This window comes from Bradyrhizobium barranii subsp. apii (genome assembly GCF_011516635.5).
Classification (GTDB): Bacteria; Pseudomonadota; Alphaproteobacteria; order Rhizobiales; family Xanthobacteraceae; genus Bradyrhizobium; species Bradyrhizobium barranii.
Window position 1 is genome coordinate 2,028,692 of the sequence record NZ_CP096255.1, and the last position, 21,836, is coordinate 2,050,527.

The 21,836-nt window shown below is 59.3% G+C and carries 18 protein-coding genes and 4 pseudogenes; 20 read left to right on the forward strand and 2 right to left on the reverse strand.

What is annotated here, in order from left to right; translation table 11 throughout:
- The first annotated feature begins 90 nt into the window (after positions 1 to 90).
- The 8 genes and pseudogenes from HAP41_RS09715 to HAP41_RS09750 all read left to right on the forward strand — a co-directional run.
- Positions 91 to 402: a PepSY domain-containing protein gene (locus HAP41_RS09715; protein WP_166103072.1), complete on the forward strand. Its 312-nt coding sequence runs from the start codon at positions 91 to 93 to the stop codon at positions 400 to 402.
- A complete protein-coding gene (locus tag HAP41_RS09720) occupies positions 402 to 1,067 on the forward strand; it encodes a response regulator transcription factor (protein WP_166106105.1) in 666 nt (221 codons plus the stop codon). The genes HAP41_RS09715 and HAP41_RS09720 overlap by 1 nt, the downstream gene beginning before the upstream one ends.
- Positions 1,064 to 2,482 carry a sensor histidine kinase gene (locus HAP41_RS09725; RefSeq protein WP_166103067.1) on the forward strand — a complete coding sequence of 473 codons (1,419 nt, stop codon included), beginning with the start codon at positions 1,064 to 1,066 and terminating at the stop codon, positions 2,480 to 2,482. The genes HAP41_RS09720 and HAP41_RS09725 overlap by 4 nt, the downstream gene beginning before the upstream one ends.
- Positions 2,483 to 3,651: 1,169 nt before the next feature.
- On the forward strand, positions 3,652 to 4,776 hold the full coding sequence (locus HAP41_RS09730) for an efflux RND transporter periplasmic adaptor subunit (RefSeq protein WP_166103064.1): 1,125 nt from the start codon (positions 3,652 to 3,654) through the stop codon (positions 4,774 to 4,776).
- 2 nt (positions 4,777 to 4,778) lie between these two features.
- On the forward strand, positions 4,779 to 7,856 hold the full coding sequence (locus HAP41_RS09735; protein ID WP_166103059.1) for an efflux RND transporter permease subunit: 3,078 nt from the start codon (positions 4,779 to 4,781) through the stop codon (positions 7,854 to 7,856).
- Positions 7,853 to 7,969, forward strand: coding sequence for a DUF3240 family protein (locus tag HAP41_RS09740; protein ID WP_224580904.1), 117 nt, complete (start codon positions 7,853 to 7,855; stop codon positions 7,967 to 7,969). The genes HAP41_RS09735 and HAP41_RS09740 overlap by 4 nt, the downstream gene beginning before the upstream one ends.
- A 36-nt stretch (positions 7,970 to 8,005) precedes the next feature.
- A complete protein-coding gene (locus HAP41_RS09745; RefSeq protein ID WP_166060442.1) occupies positions 8,006 to 8,848 on the forward strand; it encodes an IS5 family transposase in 843 nt (280 codons plus the stop codon).
- Positions 8,849 to 8,856: 8 nt separating this feature from the next.
- Positions 8,857 to 9,111: pseudogene (locus HAP41_RS09750) on the forward strand (DUF3240 family protein); the annotation flags it as partial.
- A 45-nt stretch (positions 9,112 to 9,156) separates the two neighbouring features.
- On the opposite strand, the gene HAP41_RS09755 reads toward HAP41_RS09750, so the two are convergent.
- Together HAP41_RS09755 and HAP41_RS09760 are read right to left on the reverse strand one after the other, a co-directional pair.
- The gene (locus tag HAP41_RS09755; protein WP_224580903.1) at positions 9,157 to 9,624 is read right to left on the reverse strand and encodes a tetratricopeptide repeat protein; all 468 of its coding nucleotides are present in this window, start codon (positions 9,622 to 9,624) and stop codon (positions 9,157 to 9,159) included.
- A gap of 948 nt (positions 9,625 to 10,572) precedes the next feature.
- A complete protein-coding gene (locus tag HAP41_RS09760) occupies positions 10,573 to 10,962 on the reverse strand; it encodes a hypothetical protein (protein ID WP_166103056.1) in 390 nt (129 codons plus the stop codon).
- A 409-nt stretch (positions 10,963 to 11,371) separates the two neighbouring features.
- On the opposite strand from HAP41_RS09760, the gene HAP41_RS09765 reads away from it, so the two are divergent.
- The 12 genes and pseudogenes from HAP41_RS09765 to HAP41_RS50715 all read left to right on the forward strand — a co-directional run bounded on the left by HAP41_RS09765 (position 11,372) and on the right by HAP41_RS50715 (position 21,753).
- The gene (locus tag HAP41_RS09765; protein WP_166103053.1) at positions 11,372 to 11,578 is read left to right on the forward strand and encodes a hypothetical protein; all 207 of its coding nucleotides are present in this window, start codon (positions 11,372 to 11,374) and stop codon (positions 11,576 to 11,578) included.
- Positions 11,579 to 11,906: 328 nt separating this feature from the next.
- A pseudogene (locus HAP41_RS09770) lies at positions 11,907 to 12,742 on the forward strand (IS5 family transposase).
- A gap of 227 nt (positions 12,743 to 12,969) precedes the next feature.
- Positions 12,970 to 13,563: a cobalamin-dependent protein gene (locus HAP41_RS09775; protein WP_166103048.1), complete on the forward strand. Its 594-nt coding sequence runs from the start codon at positions 12,970 to 12,972 to the stop codon at positions 13,561 to 13,563.
- On the forward strand, positions 13,550 to 14,908 hold the full coding sequence (locus tag HAP41_RS09780) for a B12-binding domain-containing radical SAM protein (protein ID WP_166103043.1): 1,359 nt from the start codon (positions 13,550 to 13,552) through the stop codon (positions 14,906 to 14,908). Before HAP41_RS09775 ends, HAP41_RS09780 begins: the two co-directional genes overlap by 14 nt.
- 28 nt (positions 14,909 to 14,936) lie before the next feature.
- A complete protein-coding gene (locus tag HAP41_RS09785; RefSeq protein WP_166103040.1) occupies positions 14,937 to 15,470 on the forward strand; it encodes an FKBP-type peptidyl-prolyl cis-trans isomerase in 534 nt (177 codons plus the stop codon).
- Positions 15,471 to 15,508: 38 nt separating this feature from the next.
- Positions 15,509 to 15,817, forward strand: coding sequence for a hypothetical protein (locus HAP41_RS09790; protein WP_166103035.1), 309 nt, complete (start codon positions 15,509 to 15,511; stop codon positions 15,815 to 15,817).
- Between the two features lie 150 nt (positions 15,818 to 15,967).
- Complete coding sequence (locus HAP41_RS09795; RefSeq protein WP_166064748.1) at positions 15,968 to 17,242, forward strand: IS256 family transposase; 1,275 nt, start codon at positions 15,968 to 15,970, stop codon at positions 17,240 to 17,242.
- Positions 17,243 to 17,302: 60 nt separating this feature from the next.
- Positions 17,303 to 17,941, forward strand: a pseudogene (locus HAP41_RS09800) (IS5 family transposase); the annotation flags it as partial.
- 173 nt (positions 17,942 to 18,114) lie between these two features.
- Positions 18,115 to 19,656: an IS21 family transposase gene (gene istA, locus HAP41_RS09805; RefSeq protein ID WP_166063394.1), complete on the forward strand. Its 1,542-nt coding sequence runs from the start codon at positions 18,115 to 18,117 to the stop codon at positions 19,654 to 19,656.
- Positions 19,657 to 19,672: 16 nt separating this feature from the next.
- Positions 19,673 to 20,434, forward strand: a complete 762-nt coding sequence (istB, locus tag HAP41_RS09810; protein ID WP_166063422.1) for an IS21-like element helper ATPase IstB — start codon at positions 19,673 to 19,675, stop codon at positions 20,432 to 20,434.
- Between the two features lie 100 nt (positions 20,435 to 20,534).
- Positions 20,535 to 20,732: pseudogene (locus tag HAP41_RS09815) on the forward strand (transposase); the annotation flags it as partial.
- 52 nt (positions 20,733 to 20,784) lie between these two features.
- Positions 20,785 to 21,753 carry a B12-binding domain-containing radical SAM protein gene (locus HAP41_RS50715; RefSeq protein ID WP_224580902.1) on the forward strand — a complete coding sequence of 323 codons (969 nt, stop codon included), beginning with the start codon at positions 20,785 to 20,787 and terminating at the stop codon, positions 21,751 to 21,753.
- The last annotated feature ends 83 nt before the right edge of the window (positions 21,754 to 21,836 follow it).

The window sequence follows — 21,836 nt, forward strand, 5'->3', positions numbered from 1 at the left end:
CAGAAGCGGCCTGACTGACGCCTGTTGAGCCAAGTCAGCTATTTGTCAGGTGATATCTGGCATCCATATCTCCGGGATGACGAGTTGCTCATGGATTTACCTCTGCACCCGGTTCGCGCCCTGATCCTTGCCGCCGTCCTGTTGGTCGCGGGCGGGGCGCCAGCGCTCGCCCGCGATCATGACGACGCGCGACGGGCCGTAGAGGCCGGCGAGATACGTCCGCTTGCCGATATTTTGAACAAGGTCAAGGGCAAGCTTCCGGGCGAGGTTGTTGGCGTGAAGCTCGAACGAGAGGCCGGTGCCTGGATGTACGAATTCCGGGTGGTCGACGAGAAGGGGCGGTTGTTCGAGATCCACGTCGATGCCCGCAGCGGCGAAGTCGAACGGGCCAAGGAGAAGTGATGCGCGTGCTTGTTGTCGAGGACGACCAGCGGATCGCGTCGGATGTCTCGCGCACACTCGAAGCATCCGGGTACGTAGTCGAAACGGTTGCCAACGGCGAGGATGCCTGGTTCCTTGGTGACACCGAGGATTACGGCGCCATCATTCTCGACCTGGGTTTGCCCGGCATGGATGGCCTTGCGGTCCTGAAACGCTGGCGCGCCAACGGTCGCCACATGCCGGTTCTCATCCTCACCGCACGAGGCAGTTGGGCCGAGCGCGTGGACGGCATCGATGCCAGCGCGGACGACTACCTGCCGAAGCCGTTCCGGATGGAGGAGCTGCTGGCCCGGCTGCGGTCAATCGTGCGCCGCTCGGCGGGACACGGCTCCTCACTCATCACGGCGGGTGAGATCACGCTTGACGAGCGGCAGATGAAGGTGACCCGCCGCGGCGTGCCAGTTGCACTCACACCGCTCGAATACAGGCTCGTTGCCCATCTCCTCCGGAATCGCGGGCGGGTCGTCTCGCAGCAGGAGATCGACGAGAACGTCTACGGCCACGGCGAAGACCACGATTCCAATACACTCGAGGTGCTGGTTGGCCGCGTGCGCAAAAAGCTGGGCGCCGACGCCATCGAGACGCGGCGTGGGTTCGGCTATCTGATGCCGGACGACCCCGAATGAAACGTCATTCGCTCAGACTAAGACTTGTCGCCGGCGGCATCGTCGCAATCCTGATTGCGCTTGGGCTCGCCGGCGGGGCGCTCGTCGTCGTCTTCGAGCGCCACGTCTCGCGTACCCTGGCTCAAGATCTCGACGTCCATCTGAAGCAGCTTCTCGCGAATATCGACGTCGACCCCCAGGGTAAGCTGGTTTTGATGCAGCCCCCCGTCGATCCACGCTTCGCGGATCCGCTCTCCGGACTGTATTGGCAGGTCGGCGATGACCACGGGCAGTTGTTTCGTTCGCGCTCGCTGTGGGATTCGGCCATGGAGCTCCCGGCGGATCGGCTGAGCCCTGGCGAAACGCACCAGCACGAAGCTTCCGGCCCCGGCGGCCAGCGCGTGTTGGTAGCCGAGCGCGCAGTCACGCTTTCCGCGGCTGGGAAGCCAGTAATCGTCCGCCTTGCCGTCGCCGAGGACTTGGCGAGGGTGTCGGACGCAAGCTCAGCGTTTGCCAAGGATCTCTCGATCGCGCTCGTCCTTCTTGGCTGCGTATTGACCCTCGCGACCTGGATCCAGGTCGGCGTCGGTTTGCGTCCACTGGTCGTACTTCGCCGCGGAGTGGCCGATATCAGAGCGGGACGAACCGGGTATTTGCCATCCTCGGTCCCGACCGAAGTCCATCCCCTTGTCGAGGAAGTCAACGCACTCATCGAGGCGCAGGAACACGAAATCGAACGGTCACGCGGTCGCGCTGCGGACCTGGCGCACGGGCTGAAGACGCCGCTTGCTGCTCTTGCCGCCGATGCCTTGCGCCTCCGGGAGCGGGGCGAGCACGACATTGCGCGAGACATCGACGCCGTAGGCGAAACTATGGGCCGCCACGTGGACCGCGAGCTCGCGCGCGCCAGGGTTCGCGGGCGGGCCAGAGGCGGCGCAGCAATATCCGCTGCCGTGAAGCCGCTCGTGGGGGCTATCCTCGCAACTCTGTCGCGCACTCCCGAGGGCGCGCATGTGAGATTCGAGAACCTTGTCGCCGATGATCTATGTGTCTCGCTCGACAGGACCGACCTTGCAGAAGTCCTCGGCAATCTGATCGAGAACGCTGCGCGCCATGCTGCCGGAATCGTTCGCATCACTGCCGATGACAGCCGGCCCTCCCTCGTCGTGGAAGACGACGGCAAAGGCATCGAACCGACCCACCTGTTACGCGTGCTCGAGCGCGGTACCCGACTCGACGAGCGAGGTGGAGCAGCCGGTCTGGGTCTTGCCATCGTCCAGGACGTCCTGGACGCGTACGACTGGAAACTGGAACTCTCGAACTCAGAGCTCGGCGGGCTGAAGGCGACAATTGCTCCGAGATCCGTGGTCCCTAAGCTTCCGAGCCCTTCCGCAGAAAAATCGACTGCGACTTCGACTACGCCGCAGCGAGCCTGACGCCTCGCCACGGGCGCCAGCGGCGCGAGAGCGCGACCTTGTCGGTTGCGCATGCGGTAGACGCCGCGTCGCCAAAACGAGATACTGACTTTTCGGCCATTCCCTGTACAACAGCCGCACACATGATAACACCCGCAATTGATCAAGTCCGAGAGAGCCAGTCAGACAGTCCCCGGTTGGATCCAATCACCTGTTTTGGCTGAACGGGATTTATTGTCCCAGCGGAAATACGAAAGGCACGATCGAGGATCATCCGCGCGAATGCCTTTGCTTCAGCTTCGTTAGGAAAGGTCCTGGTTTCGCGACGATAAATCCGGTCTGTTTCGCGGCTTGCGGGTTCGAAGGAGATGTACCACTTCGGCTTCATAGCCACTTCACCGAGCATCAATAATCGAACTTACCGGTTCTCAGTCCCAGCCCGGGGCACGAAGCGCGACCCATTCCAGCGCAGGAGCCGTCGCGCTCCGCTCGATTGGTCCTGTATCTCCAAAAAGGCGGTGTCTTGCTCACGCACTAAGCGGACATCCTGAGCGCGCAGAGCAAGTACCTTCCGGTACCGTCCTCCCACTTTCACGTACACTTCGTGCAGACATCCTGATGCGTCGCAAACGACCCCTCTGTTGCGGCACTGGAAATCGTCGAAGTGAAGAGCAACGAATTGAGTGCCAGGAGTCGTGAGGTAAAGTGCAAATCGTTGTGCCACAGCGATCGAGGCGCCACACGCAGCTTCCCACTTTTTCGCTTGGACTCGGATCTCCGAAGGCAAATTCGTTAGATGCGCGGGATTCCATGGATCTTGCGCTATCCCTCCGTGTGAGGACGCGGATTGGGGTAAACCTAATAAACAGAAAGCGAATGCAGTCGCCGCAAGAGCGCATTTCTTCAGCAGCACGGCGGGTCTCCCAAATACCTAACCGCCATCGCACAAGCGCGATCAGCAATTCATGATCGCACATCCGACCTTACAACTTGCTGACATGGATCAACAGCTTGCGGTCAGTGACGGTGCATCATGATGCAGCTGTGTAAAAGCACTCTGCTCCGCGTCGCCCGTCAGCGTCAGACTGGTGACGGGATTGATGAGCGTCAACCGCTGACCTGCAGAGCGGCAATATTCGGTCATAACGGTCAAAATCCTCAGTTTCGGTCGCTGCAATGGGATCTTTGCAATGTATCTGAGTTCATCAGCGCCCCCATGGCTGAACTGGACGCGCGTCCTGATCGCACTGGCGTTCCTGACCCTGCCGTCCAAATCGGTGGCCGAGGACCAGTTAAAGCTCAGCCCTGAGCAGGCAACGAGCCTGGGCATCCGCGTAGTTCATCCCGTTGCGAGCCCGACCGACAAGACGCTGCCCTATCCCGCCCAGATCGTCATTCCTACCCCGCAATTGTGGGTCGTTAGCGCTCCTGTGGCCGGCATGGTGACCAATCTTTCAGTGGCGCGGGGTGACCGTGTTGTCGCTGGACAGCCGCTCGCCACGATGGAGAGCCCAAGCTTCGTGTCGCAGCAGCGCGATTATCTGCATGCCGTTGCACAGGAAGTCCTCGCCGCCCAGCAACTCAACCGTAACAACCAGTTGTTTCAAGGTAACGCGGTGCCACAGCGCGTTCTCGAGGGGAGCCAGGCGGAGGCTCGGCAGGCGGCCATTGCAGTCGCGGAGCGTCGTCAGATGCTCCGACTCAGCGGTCTTTCCGAGGAGACAATCTCGAAACTGACAAGCGAAGCAGCGATAAGCGCGACCCTTAGGGTTGCAGCACCACGGCCGGCGACTGTCATCGATATTGCCGTATCTCCCGGCCAGCGCGTGGAGCAATCGGCCCCGCTGATCAAGCTCGCGCAGCTTTCTCCGCTGTGGGTCGAGATCGCGGTTCCGGCGTCGAACATCAAAGCTATTCGACAGGGCGTGAAAGTGGAGATCGACGGTTACGAGAGTCCGGGCCAGGTCGTGCTGGTCTCTGAAACGACCGATCCGGCCACACAAACCGTGCTAGTCCGGGCAGAGGTACAGAACTCCGGCGAACTGCGACCAGGGCAGACTGCCGCCGCTCGCATCTCCTTCACTTCCAAACGGGAAAGCGCCTGGGAACTCCCTTACAGTGCGCTGATCAGACGCGGCGAACAAGCGTCTGTATTCGTCTCGACGCAGGATGGCTTTCGTCTGATCCCGGTTACGCTCCTTGAGGAGGACCAGGACCATGTCGTGGTCTCCGGCACCCTCACGGATAAGGACGAAGTGGCGGTCAGCGGTATCTCCGCGCTCCGCGGAATCCTGCTGAAGCTGGGGGCGGGCTAGTCATGCTCGAACGCCTTGTCGCATTTGCGCTTTCCCAGCGGCTGTTCGTCGCTCTCGGCGTGCTCCTGTTGATCGGCGCCGGCCTCGTTATGTTGCCAAGCCTACCGATCGACGCTTTTCCGGATGTCTCGCCCGTCCAGGTCAAAGTCATCATGAAGGCGCCGGGCCTCACACCGGAGGAGGTGGAACAGCGGGTCACCGTGCCGATCGAACTCGAACTGCTCGGGTTACCAAACAAGAAGATCCTGCGCTCGACCACCAAATACGCGCTGGCCGACGTCACAGTCGATTTCGAGGATGGCACCGACATCTACTGGGCGCGCAACCAAGTGTCCGAACGCCTGGCCAACATTAGTCGCGACCTGCCAGAAGGGGTTGCCGGCGGACTAGCGCCGATCACCAGTCCGCTCGGCGAAATGTTCATGTTCACCATTGAAAGTGCGGATCTCTCGCTGGCCGAGCGACGAAGTCTGCTTGATTGGGTGATCCGTCCAGCGCTGCGGACAGTGCCGGGAGTGGCCGACGTTAACGCGCTCGGGGGATATGTTCGGGCGTTCGAGATCGTTCCGCTCAACGATGCGCTTGCAGCGCGCGGCATTTCCTACGAGATGTTTCGGCGTGCCATCGAGACGAACAGCCGCAATGACGGCGCCGGTCGTGTCAATCAGGGTGAAGACAGCGCTCTCGTGCGCATCGAAGGCAGCATTCGGACGATCGACGACATCAGACAGATCGTCGTCGATACCAAGGACGGCGTTCCGATCCGTGTCAAGGACATTGCCCGTGTCCAGTTGGGCTCGCTGACGCGATACGGCGCGGTCACCGCGGATGGTCACGGCGAAACGGTGGAAGGCCTTGTTCTTGGTCTGCGAGGTGCCAATGCGCGCCAACTCGTGGCTGACGTCCAGGCTCGCCTTGACGAGATCAAGCAATCGCTCCCTCGGAGCGTCAGCATCCAGGTGTTTTACGATCGCGGCCGGCTGGTCGACCGCGCGGTTGGCACCGTTGTCCGCGCGCTTGGCGAAGCAACGGTGCTAGTGGTCGTCCTTCTTCTGCTGTTTCTTGGCAATTGGCGAGCCTCCCTGGTGATTGCCCTGAGCCTGCCGCTTGCGATCGTCATTGCGCTAGTTGTCATGCGCATCGTCGGCATGTCGGCAAACCTGATGAGCCTGGGCGGCCTTGCCATCGCTATCGGCATGCTGATCGACGCGTTGGTGGTGGTGGTCGAGAACGTCGTAGGGAATCTCAGCAAGGAACCTCAGGGAAAGGCCGCCCCGCTCGTCCATACCATCTACCGGTCTGTGTGCGAGGTGCTCCAGCCGGTCGCATCGGGCGTACTGATCATCATGATCGTATTCGTGCCGCTGTTGACGCTGGAGGGGCTGGAAGGGAAGTTGTTCATCCCCGTGGCGCTCGCGATCATATTCGCGCTCGGCGGCTCGCTGCTCCTGGCGCTCACGGTCATCCCCGTGGCAACTTCGTTTCTGCTCAAGAACACGTCGCACCACGAACCATGGTTGATCAGAATTGCGTCTCGGCTCTACGCACCTGCACTTGATTGGGCTCTGCGCAACGAGCGTAAGGTCATCATCGCGGCCATTGCGGCCCTCGTCGCTGCCGGCTATGCCTACACCCAGCTCGGCAAGACCTTTATGCCGACCATGGACGAAGGCGACATCATTGTCAGCGTCGAGGCTCTGCCATCTATCAACCTCGATGAGATGATCGCAATCAATGCCAGACTTCAGTCGGCCATCCTCGCGAAAGTTCCCGACATCAAAAGCATCGTGGCCCGGAGCGGCTCCGACGAGCTGGGGCTTGACCCGATGGGACCCAACCAGACCGATACGTTTCTGGTTCTGAAGCCGGCAGAGGAGCGGAAATCGGTCGACAAATCTGCCCTGATTGAAGAGCTGCGGCAGGTCCTCGGCAATTTCCCGGGACTATCGCTCAGCTTCACCCAGCCGATTGATATGCGCGTTCAAGAAATGATCAGCGGCGTACGCGGCGATGTCGCAGTGAAGATCTTTGGACCTGATATCGCCAAGCTGAATGACATTGCGAGCAAGCTGTCCGCCATTTTGTCCAGCATCGCAGGCGCCGAGGACGTTTACACCACTCTCAACGAGGGCGCACAATATTACACGGTCGCGGTAAACCGGATGGAGGCCGGACGCCTCGGCCTGACCGTGGACGCTATCTCCAACTCGTTGCGTACCCAGATCGAGGGCCGCACGATCGGCACAGTGCTCGAAGAAGGGCGCCGCACACCGATCCTCGTTCGCGGCAGCGAAACCACCCGCGAAGCTCCGACACTGCTCGCAAGCTTGCCCCTGACTCTGGCCTCCGGTCAGCATGTGGCGCTCTCGCAAGTGGCCCGCATTCAACGGGTGGATGGTCCCGTCGTGGTCAATCGCGAGAACGGGAATCGGATGAGCGTCGTGCGCGCCAACGTTCGCGGCCGCGATATGGTCGGATTCGTTGATGCAGCCCGGCAGAAAGTCGCGGCGGAGTTACCTCTGCCGCAAGGCTACAGGCTAACTTGGGGCGGTCAGTTCGAAAATCAGCAACGCGCGGCCGCACGCCTTTCGATCGTGGTGCCGGTGGCGATCGGCCTTATCTTTGTGCTGCTGTTCACGACCTTCGGTTCGATCCGACAGGCGCTGTTGGTCTTGGTCAATATCCCGTTCGCCGTGATTGGTGGCGTCTTTGCGTTGGTGCTTAGCGGCGAATACCTCTCGGTGCCGGCATCTGTTGGGTTCATTGCGCTGCTCGGGATCGCGGTGCTGAACGGTGTCGTACTGGTCTCATACTTCAATCAGCTCCGCGCCCACGGCGTACCGGAAGGTCGCATCGTCGTGGATGGCGCCCAGCGCAGGCTAAGACCGGTCCTGATGACGGCGAGTATCACAGCCTTGGGTCTGATCCCCCTCTTGTTTGCGACCGGCCCAGGATCAGAGATCCAGCGCCCGCTCGCGATCGTGGTGATTGGCGGCCTAGTCTCATCGACTGCTTTGACGCTGATCCTTCTACCGATCCTTTATCGCCGGTTTGGCGGCATTGTGAAGGGGGCCAAATGAGTGCCGAATTCGTCTGCCTCACGCTGATCGCCGGCCGCTCGCTCCGCGACGAGCTGTTCGATTATCTAAGTGTCCGACCGAAAAATAAGTTGAGTGATATCAGCGAGTTCTGATTCCATCGGTGTTGCGAAGCATCAAAGGGATCGAGAATGTGGACTGATATCACCCGGGCACAGTTTGCCCGAGAGGAGCTGCGTTTGCCAAGCGACTTGACGGATGCGGAATGGGGCGTGCTGGAGAGGTTGCTTCCTGTGCGGGCCAAGCGCGGGCGGCGCCCGAAATGGAGCTATCGCGACATCGTCGAGGCAGTACTCTATCTGCTGCGCGGCGGATTGCCGTGGCGCATGCTGCCGCCCACTCTGTTTCCACCAATGACCACGGTGCAGTACTATTTCTACCAATGGCGCGACAGCGGATTGTGGCAATCGATCAACCACGCACTCCTGATGCTGGCGCGCGAGGCGATCGGCCGGGAGGCCTCGCCGACGGCCGGCGTGATCGACAGCCAATCGGTCAAGACCACGGAAAGTGGCGGCCCTCGCGGCTACGACGCGGGAAAGAAGATCAAGGGTCGAAAGCGCCACATCGTCACCGACACCCAAGGGCTCCTGGTCGGAGCGATCGTTCACGCTGCCGACGTCCAGGATCGTGACGGCACGCCAGATGTCCTGTGCAGCATTCGCTACCGCTTCCCCTGGCTGCGCCATATCTTCGCCGATGGCGGCTATGCCGGCGAAAAGCTCAAGGCGGTGCTGGAAAAGATCGGCCGGTGGACTGTCGAGATCATCAAGCGCTCCGATGCCGCACAGGGCTTCGAGGTGCTTCCGCGCCGCTGGGTGGTCGAACGAACCTTCGCCTGGCTCGGCCGCAACCGCAGATTGGCCAAGGACTTCGAGCGAACCATCGAAAGCGCAACTGCCTGGCTCTTCCTCGCCTCTGTCCAACTCATGACAAGGCGCATCGCAGCGATAAAAACAGCAATGCAATTTTGAGTCAGGCTCTAAGCGAACAGCGGGATCTCGTTTCCGGCTTTACGGCCTCTGACGCTGCGGGACACGGTCCCGACGTCCGATTGCAGACATCGGCCGAGCGGGTCAAAGGCCACGCCGACGAGTTGATGGTGCGCACGATTCTTCAGGTGCAAGAAGCGGCGCAGTTGCTCGAACGGCTAAAAGCGACCTTCGCCGGATCCAGGATCGTCTATTGGATCATGCCTGTCTCAGAATTTGGCGTGATCGATGTCCCCAACCTATGAGGCTTCCGCGATCTTCTGAGACTACGCTTCAGATCGGTGTGACTATCATCTGGGACGCTCTTGCGCGGCACCGCCGGAGGTAAGCGCCTCGGCCCGGCGAAAATCAGCTTCCGCGCCGGCCGCGTCGCCCATTTTGGCCTTCATCGTTCCGCGCTCGCGAATAGGAGCCGGATCCGTTGGAACAGCTTTGATAACCACATCGAGGTCAGCGATGGCTCGCTCGAACAAGCTCTTCCGGCGATGAGCCTCCGCTCGAGCGCCGAACGCTGCGAGGTAGTCCGACCTCAGTCGAATGGCACGATCAAAATCCGTGATTGCGCGATCCAGCTCGCCCTTGGCCATCAATGCCACGCCGCGGTTGCCGATGGCGACATGATGGTCGGGCATCAGGCGAATGGCCTGGTCATAATCCTCTATCGCGCGGTCCAGGTCTCCATTTGCCCTGAAAGCAAGGCCCCGATTGTTGTACGCTGCGACCAATTGGGCGAGAATTCGCTCGCCTGCCTTGATCACCGCAGTGCAACCCCTGATCGGACGATCGGACGATCGGACGACAGTTCGGCGGGACGCGCGCACGAATCCCAGTCTTCGTCGCTCAGGGCGGATGCCGGGGACGCGTGAGACGCAACCAGCAACGCAGTCACAGCTGCGGCTGCCAGACCGGCTCTGAGCGTTTTCCCGCGGGTAACTCTGGCCGAGGACTCCTTCAGTGCCTGCATTCTTTCCATTTGGGCGGGCGGCGCACCGGTAGAATTTGACGACACAAGCGCCCCCATAAAGCGCGGCTTCGATGACTTCGACGTCGCTCCAATATGGCGGGTGATAGCTGACATTTGACTGACATGGATCAAGCCGCATTGTCATCCGCCTTCCCTGCTGCAGGTGAAGACCGACCGAAAGGGGGGCGCGTGATGCGCGCAACAGGAACGCGATGCCGCCCAGGATCATGTTCGCGCCGAGCAAGAGTCCTGGAGCCCAAAGCGCGGTGTCCGGGAGATCGGTGAACATCCATGCCGCAAGCGCGAGATCGACGACGCCGCTTAAGCGAATCCGAAGGGCAGCTGCGTTGCTTGATCGATCGCTCGCTGCCCCATTTTCATTTGGAAACAGAAGCCAACCTATTGAAATTACTGGAGCGTGTTTCGACGATTTATTCCAAATATGCCTTGAAATCATTGAGTAATTAAGCGGATTTTGATTCCGCCATTCTGGCGTTCGCTCAGGGCAGACGTTCGTGCGGAACTCCTGGACTTAGCGCTCCAACCGGCTGTTCATTTGGAAACTAGGCATTTGGAGAGGCGCCGCCTTGCCGGCGGCCAGGACCCAGTCTCAGCCCGCATCCAACTATCTCAGATCGCCGATAACATCCGGGCCTCGGTGCGCTTGGCGTATCCCGCATAGCTCTCCCGGGTGCGGTGTGCAGATAGGGCACGTCCTTGGCCCTCGGTCAGTTCCGCCTCCTCAAGCTCGGTCATACCCTTGTGACGGCAGGCGCCCAGGGTGAACTCCTTCGGCAGGCCAATTGCCTTTCTCATGCGCCGGACAACCTTTTTGCATACCAGAGAAGGAGTAAGGCTTGGAAACTCCTTCCTCGACTTTCCGCAGAATCATGGGTGCGCCGCGACGTACGAGCGTCGCCAGCACCGCCTCGGCTTCCTCATAGAATTTGACAATCTCGCCGGTTGGCAGTCGCTCTTCCAGCGGATGGTCGATGACGGCTCCGGTCTTGTGGCGTTCGATTCGAATCGTTGGCTTTTGCCCGGCCCAGTAACCGGTCCATTTGATGTGGCCGGCAATTACATCTCCGGGCGCATCAACCACTCGAAACAGATGACCGCTGCAGCGCAACACTCCGGCTCGCCGTGCTCCACGCAACCGTGCGCGACCGGCGAACGTGGTGAACTCCCCCTGGCTACACCACGCAACGGGACACGATCGGCAAGTTGCAGAACACGATCAACGCTGAGAGTGGTGTAGAGGTTTTTCAGCCTGCTCACGGAGGCTCACATAATCCCGATAGGGCGGGTCTTCCGAGCCGGTCTAGTGCCTGTATCGGTGCGGCTCGCTGCCGGCCTTCAAGCGAGCGGCAGAATTTGAACTCGACCTTTTCGCTAAATCGGATCGTTAGGTATCGTGGCCAACTTCAGCCTACCCGGCAATCCCAACCGCGCCTGTTCTCAATCTGTGTTAGAAGCAATCTCTTGACTATCGGGATAATGGTGTTGGAAGATAATGGCGCAAATGGCGGAGGGAGAGGGGCATGCCAAAGAAGGCAGCAAAGGAAATAGCTTTCTCGATCAAGCTTGTTGGCTTTGATCTCAATAGCAAGCAGATCCAAGCCTTGAACGAAGTGGTTCGCAGTGCTGTAATGGTCGAAATTTCAAAAATGAATTTCCGTTCTTCAGACAAGATCACTTTTCGTGGCCCCGGTCCTCTGCCTGGTATTGAGGCTTCCGTGGAAGAATGAAGATGGCCGAGAGCGCGGGTCTTCTTTGTCCGAGTTCAGAGCCCGTTCCGGGCGCACTTCTCGTCGGTGTAGTACGGGGCCCCCGTGAAGTAGACATAGTTCCTGCAGTCGCCGTTGATGAACTATTTGTCGCCGAAGGCTCCACCGCTGGTCCATTAGACGACCGGTTTAGATTCGCAAATGGGTGTGTGAAAGAGAAGTGCAACAAGTGGTTTGAGGGACGGTGTAGGCTGATTGAAGTCTTAGTGTCTGTTCCAAAACATGTTGAGTCGAATGAATCGGTTGTGATTCAAGGTGAGCGGCCTGATTCGATGGGGACGCGCCGCCAATGTGGACTACCGAGAACCGTGCACGCTACGACCGCAGCCGCCTGCGCTATCCGAGCGACTTGACCGACGAGGAGTGGGCGCTGATCGCGCCTCGCATCCCGCCGGCCAAGCGCGGCGGCAACAAGCGTACGGTGGACCTGCGCGAGATTGCCAACGGGCTGATGTACATCCTGAGCACAGGTTGCCAGTGGCGCGCGATCCCCAAGGACCTGCCGCCGCGCTCGACGCTGTATGGCTACTTCGATCTGTGGAGCTGGAACGGCACGCTCGATAAAATTCATCACGCCCTCTATGTCGAATGTCGCGAAAGGGCCGAGCGCGAGGCTTCTCCCACCGCCGCCATCATCGATAGCCAGAGCGTGAAAAGCGCTGAAAAAGGGGGCCTCATGATCTCCATGGCTACGACGCGGGCAAGAAGATCAAGGGCAAGAAGCGGCACATTCTCGTCGACACGCAAGGCCTCTTGATGCACGCCATCGTGCATGCGGCGGACATCCAGGATCGCGACGGCGGCGTGCTCCTGATGGCAACGTTGTTCGGCCTCTATCCCTTTCTTCTGAAGCTCTACGCCGACGGCGGATATCAAGGGCCACATTTCCAGAAGGGGCTGCGTAGCGCTCTGAAGCGCGTGAACCTCGAAATCGTCAAACGCTCCGATCAGGCTCACCGTTTCGTCGTCTTGCCCAAACGCTGGATCGTCGAGCGTACCTTTGCCTGGCTCGGGCGATGCCGAAGACTGTCCAAAGATTGGGAATGCTTCAATCACAGGGCGCTCGCCTTTCTCAAGCTGGCCTCCATCCGACTCATGCTGCGAAAGCTATGCAATCCAAGGTAATCTTTCCGGACAGACTCTTAGCTGATCAACCAGAATTTCGACGAACGCCGCAATACTGTTCGATAAGGGGGTCTTGCCGATGGCACTCACAAGTTGGGGCGAGAGCTTGCACCGTTTGTCCCGCCGTTGTTCGGCAACAGCCGTTGAACGAAACGTTAGATACTTTCCGTGCGACAGGCTCGGCTTTTGAGACTCAAAAGCGAGAGTGACAACTGGGCCCGAGGTTCATGAGGATCAGCCCGACCCCATCCAAATCAAAGCTGTGCGCGCTGCTCGTGGAGTGTGCGCCGCAAGAGCCGACTGGTTACGCTATTAATTTGTTGAAGGCGGCTGCTCTAAGTAACCCGTCTGTCGCATCCGACTGGCAGATTGATTGCTTGACCCTCCGGGTCAAGGATTTTTCTGAAGTAGACGATGAGCGGCTTCGATCTCGCAAGCATCTTAGCGTTGTCAGTGAAATCGTGGCGCGAAACCCGTCTCTTGTGGGGTTCTCCGTATTTGTTTGGAACGTCTCAATAACAACTGCTCTGACACGGATGCTTAAACTCGCCCGTCCCGAAATCAGGGTGATATGGGGAGGCAAGCTGGTCGAGAACGATTGGCGGAGATTGGCCGAGTCTTGCTCTGAGATAGATTGTTTTTGCATCGGCGACGGAGAGGCAGTCTTCCCGGCAATTTTAGAGTCGAATTCGGGGAGCGACAATCAGGTGCCCGGCACCGTGATCCGGCGAAACGGCTCTCTAATCGAATTGCTGCCAACCGGCAGTCGGCAGTCGGCAGCAGACTGCGCCACCAAATCCCTACTTGATGGGATTGATTGACCCGCGAGTAACCCGTACCGCATTCATCGAAACCATAAGGGGGTGCAGATTCAACTGTTCTTTTTGTGATTGGGGCGGGAAGCAACGCATCTTATTCGACAATGAGCATGTTAAGTCCATTATCAAGAAATGCCTAGATGACGGCTTTCCGCTTATAGCGTTCCTCGACTCAATTTTTGGCGACAAGGCCGAGCGGCAGGCTGAGTTGCTTCGCTATTTGGTGGAGCATGTCACGGAGGACACGAAATTTGCTTTCGAGATTTATCTCGAGATGATGGACTCTGAATGCATCAAGCAAATGAGGAATCTAGCCCAGAGGGGGGCGGTCGCAAAGATCGAGATCGGACTTCAAAGTGCCGACTCACAAACCGTTCGGCGATCAAATCGGCCGCAAAACCTAAAAAAATTCGTTCAGCGGTATCACGCATTGGTCGAGTATTTGCCTAAGATCCGTGATGTCGTCCAAATTGACTTGATTATCGGCCTTCCTGACGAAACGATGGAATCGTTCGGTAGGGGCCTCAACTTGGTTTACTCCCTAGATCCCGGCGTGATTTCCGTTTTCCCACTTGATGTCTTCCCAGGGTCGGACCTGTGGTCTCAAAAGTCCCTCCTTTCGATCACAGCGTTCGATCAGCCCCCCTACAATTTGATATCAACACCGACGATGTCGCTGCACGAGATCGAGTTTCTGACGAGATTGGCTTGGTCTCTGCAAGATCTCCGTCTGCAGTTTCGGGATACTATATCGGTCTTGAATCACGTAGTAGATGGCGGAATTTTTCAGTTCATGTGCGATTATCTCAAGCACTCGAAGATGGCGTATTCGGCATACGATCCGAAGTTAATTGGAATTGAGCAATTTCTTGACTTTGCCCAGTTCGCTGCGGATCGTTCAACCCGGTTCGCTGTCTCCGATCAGTTGGCGGTCAAGCAGCATTTGCTATTTGATCTTGCTCCGGCTGCGCTCCTAAGCGGGCGTTTGCGCGAAATCGAATATTTGTTTGCTAGCGATAGTTGTGGTGCTTGGAGCCAGCTTGCCCATAGAAACGAGTTGCTAGTTGAATTCGACTCGCTTCTCGATGTTGATTCAGTGCGTCAAACAGCATCAACATGCGGCCGCCGCGCACTTCATCGTGGCGCGCTTTCGGTCGTCCTACAGGCACAGCGCGTTGGTTGTAAGCGGACTGTCCTTGATCGTGACGGCGCGCTGGCCGTCACGCGGGCATTCCCATCTTTCCCCATGCTTCGGGCCTGGGGAATGGAACGTCAGCCAAGTGGCGATCGAGCTGGCATAGAAGCAGGTTGCGCTGATAGCGAACAGGAGGCTCGGTGTGTCAGCTGAGTGCTCCTGCCTGGCTCTGCAGAACACGGTGGTTCGCCTGGGCGTTGAGTTTTCCATTGGCGGATTCACCTTTAAGCGCTTCACGGTAAATTCTCCCTTGGACTACCTCCATAGGATTGAGGCACCGATACTTGGTTTGGCGCAGGCTATCGATGGAAAGTCTGCTGGATTTTCGTTCCAGCAAAAGATCGCTCCCAAATTTGCCTTCGGCGAAGTCGATCCAGCTTTAGATCTCTGCATGAGCATCGGCCAGTTTCCAACTGGAGTGCGAAGCTCGCTAAAAGTCGGCTTCCAATTTGAGAGCGAGATACCGAACTCCGGCAAGTTGAGACAGTTTTCCGTAGTGAGAATCGCTGGGAGCACCGTCTTGGCAACCGGCAATCATCCACTCGCTGGAAAGGTCGTCGATATTGCGGGCGCGATACTATCCGTAAGGCATGCCGATGAACTGGAGCTACAGCACCAGCATGCCCATGGCCCTTTCACCCGCGTCCATGGGATAATTCCGTCGCAAGCCCCGACAAAACTTCAACAACATCCGTGCGAAACAGGATCAGAGTGATACGACGCAACTAGTATACACAACAGGAGAAAATCGGCATGTCTAACGAAGCGCCTGACGAAAGATTGTTGAATACAGAGGATGCCGTCCGACTGGCGGATATTCTCTCAGCTCATGTGATTGATGTTCAGCAGCTGAATACTCCACGGGAGCTTCCTGAGGGTGATGGACCAGAAACTCGCGTCTATCAGCTGCTGCAATCGCCGTGCTCTTTGCCTGGAAAGGTGCCGGTTGGCAGCAGCCCCGTCGAGGAAGCAGTTTTAAACGATCAGTTCCTGGAGGAAGCAGCGCGCAGAATCCTTAGTGTCCGACCGAAAAATAAGTTGAGTGATATCAGCGAGTTCTGATTCCATAGGTGTTGCGAAGCATCAAAGGGATCGAGAATGTGGACTGATATCGGGGATGTCCCGGGTTCTGTTGAATTTCTGAAGAGGTCGGCGTTGCCCACCTTGAGCCGGTAGGCTCGGGGTGCTGATTCCACAAAGGAGAGCAACGCCATGACGAGAGATATCACACCGGCTGGTTGGCCGGCGACCGGGGCTGTGGAGAAATCATTTGCGGAAGTGCGAGCGAGCTTCGATCGGTTCTGCCTTGCGGCAGGAATCGAGGCGCTCGGCACGATGATGGAGGCGGATGTGACAGCGGCCTGCGGGCCGCGCCACGGTCGTGATGCGGCGCGGCGGGCGCACCGTTGGGGCCGAACGCGGGGGCGGATCGGTTTCCACGGCGGCAAGATCGAGGTCGATCGCCCGCGGGTCCGGGGCATGGACGGCCGCGAGGTCACGATCCCGAGCTGGGAAACGGCGGCGCAGGAGGACTGGCTCGGTCGCTGGGCGATGAACCTGATGCTGATCAATGTGTCGACGCGCCGGTTCGGCCGCGCCGTCCGGCTGCCCGAGGGTGACGTGCCGGCACCGCCCGGATCGGGGATTTCGAAGTCGGCGGCCTCGCGGAGGTTCGTGGCTCTGTCGGCGGCGCGGCTGGCCGACTTCATGGCTGCCGATCTGTCCGCGCTCGACCTTCTGGTGGTCCAAATCGACGGGCTGCATCTCGACGACGATCTCGTGCTGGTGGCCGCGATCGGGGTTGACGGCGAAGGCAACAAGCATCCGCTGGCGCTGGTGGAAGGGGCGACCGAGAATGCAGCAACGGTTCAGGCCCTGCTGGACAACCTGGTCTCGCGCGGGCTCGACCCGACGGTGCCAAGACTGTTCATCGCCGACGGCGCGAAGGCGTTGTCGAAGGCGATCCGCCGCACCTTCGGTTCGGCCGCTGCGATCCAGCGCTGCCAGATCCACAAGGCGCGCAACATCATGGAACGCCTGCCGAAAGAGCATCATGCGGCCACCCGCCGGGTGCTGCGCCAGGCCTGGGAGCTCGATGACGCCGACAAGGCTGAAAAATTGATCCGCAATCTCGCGCGTCGACTCGACCAGCAATGGCCCGGCGTTGCGGCCAGTATCCTCGAAGGCCTCGACGAAATCCTGACTGTCGTCCGGTTGAAGTTGCCGAAGGAGCTTCGCCGATCGCTCGCCTGTACCAATATCGCCGAGAACATGATGGGCACCATTCGCCGCGTCACGCGCAACGTTAAACGCTGGCGGGATGCCGGTATGGCCTTGCGATGGGTCGCGGCCGGTATGATCGAGGCCAACAAGGGCTTCCGACGATTGAAGGCGCATAAGCAATTGTCGGTTCTGCGTGCGGCCCTTCAAGCTCACCACGATCGCATGACAATCAAGTCCGTTGCCCACGTCACGAGGGCTGCGTAATATTCATTCCGGCAACGTCGACCCGACGTAGTTCAACAGCGATCGGGACATCCCCCTGATATCACCCGGGCACAGTTTGCCCGAGAGGAGCTGCGTTTGCCAAGCGACTTGACGGATGCGGAATGGGGCGTGCTGGAGAGGTTGCTTCCTGTGCGGGCCAATCGCGGGCGGCGCCCGAAATGGAGCTATCGCGACATCGTCGAGGCAGTACTCTATCTGCTGCGCGGCGGATTGCCGTGGCGCATGCTGCCGCCCACTCTGTTTCCACCAATGACCACGGTGCAGTACTATTTCTACCAATGGCGCGACAGCGGATTGTGGCAATCGATCAACCACGCACTCCTGATGCTGGCGCGCGAGGCGATCGGCCGGGAGGCCTCGCCGACGGCCGGCGTGATCGACAGCCAATCGGTCAAGACCACGGAAAGTGGCGGCCCTCGCGGCTACGACGCGGGAAAGAAGATCAAGGGTCGAAAGCGCCACATCGTCACCGACACCCAAGGGCTCCTGGTCGGAGCGATCGTTCACGCTGCCGACGTCCAGGATCGTGACGGCACGCCAGATGTCCTGTGCAGCATTCGCTACCGCTTCCCCTGGCTGCGCCATATCTTCGCCGATGGCGGCTATGCCGGCGAAAAGCTCAAGGCGGTGCTGGAAAAGATCGGCCGGTGGACTGTCGAGATCATCAAGCGCTCCGATTGCATGTTTCGCGGGATCGTGAGCACGGATTTCAGGGGATCGTGAGCAGAGATTTCAGACGATCGTGAGCACGGATTTCGCGGGATCGTGAGCAGCTTTTCAGCAACTCAGCCCGCTTCGGCCGACAACTCAACCGGCTTAGGAACTGCCTCGTCAGTGAACGAGGAAGGCCGATGCCCACCCAGAGATTGTCGATGCGCCGGATCAAAGAGGTTCTCCGCTTAAAACATGTTCAAGGCTTGCCGGAGCGAGCCATCGCGCGCACCTTGGGCATCAGCAACGGCGCCGTGCACAGCTATCTACGCCGAGCCGGGGCTGCCGGGCTGAAGTGGCCGTTGCCGGCCGGAATGAGCGACGAGGACCTGGAGCTGCTGCTTTTCCCGGCGCCGAGGCCTGCGTCGCAGAGCCCCCAGCGGGCCGTTCCCGACTGGGGCTATGTCGACAAGGAGCTGCGCCGACGCAACGTGACCCGTCGGCTGCTGTGGGACGAGTATCGCGCCACCCATCCCGATGGCTTCGGCTACACCTGGTTCTGCACGACGTACGAGGCCTGGAAGGGGCGAGCCCGGCCTTCGATGCGGCAGACGCATCTGGGCGGCGAGAAGGTTTTCGTGGATTTCGCCGGCGACACCATCGACGTCATCGATCCCTCAAACGGGGAAGTGCAGTCGATGAAGCTGTTCGTCGCGGCGATGGGCGCCTCCAACTATACCTATGCCGAGGCCTGTCCAAGCGAGGGGCTCGCCGACTGGATCCGGGTCCACATCAATCTTTTCGCCTTCCTCGGCGGCGTGCCGACATTCGTAGTCTGCGACAATCTCAAGGCCGCCGTCACCAATCCCGACCGCCACGATCCCGGCCTCAACCGAACCTATGCCGAGATGGCGAGCCATTACGGCACGGCCATTCTCGCAGCCCGGCCGCGGCGCCCAAAAGATAAGGCAAAGGTCGAAGTTGCGGTGCAAGTCGCCCAGCGATGGATTCTGGCGCGGCTGCGCAACCAACGCTTCTTTTCGTTGGCGGAGCTGAACGCAGCCATCAAAACACTCGTCGTCGAACTCAATGCAAGGCAGATGCGCGACTTTGGCGCCAGTCGCGCCGAACTGTTCGCCGAGCTCGACAAGCCCAAGCTTACAAAGCTGCCGGACCAGGCTTACGCTTTCGCACGCTGGAAGCGATGCCGGATCGGCCCCGACTATCATATCGAGATCGATGGACACTGGTATTCCGCGCCGTATCGGCTCATCCGTGAGCTTGTCGACGCACGCATCGATGACAGAACGGTCGAGATCTTCCACAACGGCCGCAGGATCGCCAGCCACGCCCGCGCGCCCAACCGGCGGGGCCACACCACCATCGCCGACCATATGCCCAGCGCCCATCGGCGCTACGGTCAATGGACGCCCGCCGGAGTGATCGTCGCCGGCGAGCGGATCGGTCCGTCGACCGCCGCCTTCTTCCAGGCCGTGATCGCGGCCCGGCCGCATCCCGAGCAAGGCTTTCGCACCTGCCTCGGCATTCTGTCACTGGTCAAAAGCTACAGCGCGGAGCGCGTCGAAGCGGCCTGCCGGCGCGGCATTCTGATCAAGGCGCGATCCGTCGCCTCGATCCGCTCCATCCTCCAGAACGGTCTGGATCGTACCTTTCTCGACGAGCCCTCCGAACACCAACCCCTGCGCCACGGCAACATCCGCGGCCGCGATTATTTTCACTGAAGCCAAGGAGACCTGTATGCTCAACCATCCCACCCACGAACGCCTGATCGAGCTCGGCTTGAGCGGCATGGCCAAGGCCTTCGAGGAGCAGCGACGATCGCCTGATCTCGAAGCCTTGCCGTTCGAAGATCGCATCGGCCTGCTGGTCGACCGGGAAGCGGCGGAACGCGACACCAGGCGGCTCACCACGCGCCTCAAGCTGGCCTCGCTCCGCCAGAATGCCTGCGTGGAGGACGTCGATTTGCGCACGCCGCGGGGTATCGACCGGGCCGTCTTCGCCAAGCTCGCCAGCGGCGACTGGATCGATCGCCACGAGAATTTGCTCATAACCGGGGCGACCGGATTGGGCAAAAGTTGGTTAGCCTGTGCCCTCGGCCACAAGGCCTGCCGAGATAATCGCTCGGTCCTCTATCACCGCGTCCCAAGATTGTTCGAAGCGTTGGGGCTCGCGCGGGGCGATGGACGTTATGCCCGCTTGCTCAAAACCCTTGGCCGCGCCCAGGTTCTGATTTTGGATGATTGGGGATTGTCGGTGCTCACCGCTGCCGAGCGGCGCGATCTACTGGAAATCCTTGACGATCGCCATGGCCGCTCCTCCACCATCGTAACCAGCCAACTCCCTGTGGACACATGGCACGAAGTTATCGGAGATCCCACGCTAGGCGACGCGATTCTGGATCGCCTCGTCCACAACGCTCACCGCCTCCAGCTTGCTGGCGAAAGCATGCGAAAACGCAACGCCAAAACCATCACCCTTGACGAGCAGCCAGAACGCTGACCCTATCACCGCCTCGGCCGGAGCGAGGCTGCTCACGATCGTCTGAATTCGGCGCTCATGATCGCGCGAAATCGCTGCTCACGATCACTGAAATATGCACTCCGATGCCGCACAGGGCTTCGAGGTGCTTCCGCGCCGCTGGGTGGTCGAACGAACCTTCGCCTGGCTCGGCCGCAACCGCAGATTGGCCAAGGACTTCGAGCGAACCATCGAAAGCGCAACTGCCTGGCTCTTCCTCGCCTCTGTCCAACTCATGACAAGGCGCATCGCAGCGATAAAAACAGCAATGCAATTTTGAGTCAGGCTCTTAGGAATGTGGGAGAGCCGTAAGCGGGAGTTTGGGCGATCCGATGCTCCGGTCAGCGACATTAATCTCATACCCCGTGGGGACCGATCAGGGAGGTGATACGAGAACCGTTTCGTATCGCCCTCCCCTTGGCCTGCTGTTGGTTGCTGATCGGCTGGAAGCTTTGAACGTCAAGGTGAGGATCGTAGACCTCGCCTTGGAATGGGTTAAGTATCAAGACCTTTCTCAGAGAGAGCTCTCGTTTGCGGCGACTATTGCAGAGTCGCTAGCTCAGCACGACTCCGCCTTTTTCGGGTTCAGCAGTATAGCAGGCACGATGCCTCTCAGCGTTCGAATTGCTCAACTGCTTCGACCGCACATTCGAAAACGAGCGCAGATTGGATTTGGCGGTCCGGGGGCATCCTCTGTTGCGACAGAGTTGTTGCGGTACGTTGAGGAGATCGATTTTGTCCTATCTGGGGAAGTTGAAGGATCACTAGCGGAATTTGTTCGCCTATACGGGACGCCCGAGCTGCAACAATGTCCTAATCTGGTGTGGCGCGACCAAAGGGACGGGCGTAACGAGATCATTTGCAATCAAAGCGCGCCTTTACCGGACGACTTTCCTCAGCCGAATTTGAAACGGTGGTCATACGATGTAGGTTTGCCGGTTCTGCCGATTGAGCTTGGACGCGGATGCCCGTACGCTTGTCAGTTTTGTTCGACAAAGGATTTTTTTGGACGAGCTTACCGGCTAAAGCCGGTATCGACCTTACTCTCTGAGCTGAAGTCGTTGCTTGGTGACTCCTCGTCACCTATCGGGCTCGAGTTTGTCCATGACCTGTTTACGGTGAACCGCAAACTGGTTCTAAACATATGCAACGCCATTATATCCAGCGGACTACAATTTTCATGGAGCTGCTCTTCTCATATAAACTGCTCATCACCTGAGCTCATTGAGCACATGGCCAGGGCAGGGTGCCGGTCTATTTTCTTTGGAATCGAGTCTGGTTCTAATCTTACTGCGTCATAAATTTCGATAGCCACTTTGACTTGAGAGTGCCCTGATGCAACAAGGGCATCGAGATAGTGTGACGACGAGCGCAGCGCTCAATC

Coding starts and splice junctions, on each gene's coding strand:
- HAP41_RS09735 (WP_166103059.1), top strand. CDS start 4,779: ATGCTCGAACGCCTTGTCGCATTTGCGCTTTCCCAGCGGCTGTTCGTC.
- HAP41_RS09740 (WP_224580904.1), top strand. CDS start 7,853: ATGAGTGCCGAATTCGTCTGCCTCACGCTGATCGCCGGCCGCTCGCTC.
- HAP41_RS09790 (WP_166103035.1), top strand. CDS start 15,509: ATGTCTAACGAAGCGCCTGACGAAAGATTGTTGAATACAGAGGATGCC.
- istA (WP_166063394.1), top strand. CDS start 18,115: ATGCCCACCCAGAGATTGTCGATGCGCCGGATCAAAGAGGTTCTCCGC.
- istB (WP_166063422.1), top strand. CDS start 19,673: ATGCTCAACCATCCCACCCACGAACGCCTGATCGAGCTCGGCTTGAGC.
- HAP41_RS09720 (WP_166106105.1), top strand. CDS start 402: ATGCGCGTGCTTGTTGTCGAGGACGACCAGCGGATCGCGTCGGATGTC.
- HAP41_RS09765 (WP_166103053.1), top strand. CDS start 11,372: ATGCCAAAGAAGGCAGCAAAGGAAATAGCTTTCTCGATCAAGCTTGTT.
- HAP41_RS09730 (WP_166103064.1), top strand. CDS start 3,652: ATGTATCTGAGTTCATCAGCGCCCCCATGGCTGAACTGGACGCGCGTC.
- HAP41_RS09780 (WP_166103043.1), top strand. CDS start 13,550: ATGGGATTGATTGACCCGCGAGTAACCCGTACCGCATTCATCGAAACC.
- HAP41_RS09775 (WP_166103048.1), top strand. CDS start 12,970: ATGAGGATCAGCCCGACCCCATCCAAATCAAAGCTGTGCGCGCTGCTC.
- HAP41_RS50715 (WP_224580902.1), top strand. CDS start 20,785: ATGCTCCGGTCAGCGACATTAATCTCATACCCCGTGGGGACCGATCAG.
- HAP41_RS09725 (WP_166103067.1), top strand. CDS start 1,064: ATGAAACGTCATTCGCTCAGACTAAGACTTGTCGCCGGCGGCATCGTC.
- HAP41_RS09745 (WP_166060442.1), top strand. CDS start 8,006: ATGTGGACTGATATCACCCGGGCACAGTTTGCCCGAGAGGAGCTGCGT.
- HAP41_RS09795 (WP_166064748.1), top strand. CDS start 15,968: ATGACGAGAGATATCACACCGGCTGGTTGGCCGGCGACCGGGGCTGTG.
- HAP41_RS09715 (WP_166103072.1), top strand. CDS start 91: ATGGATTTACCTCTGCACCCGGTTCGCGCCCTGATCCTTGCCGCCGTC.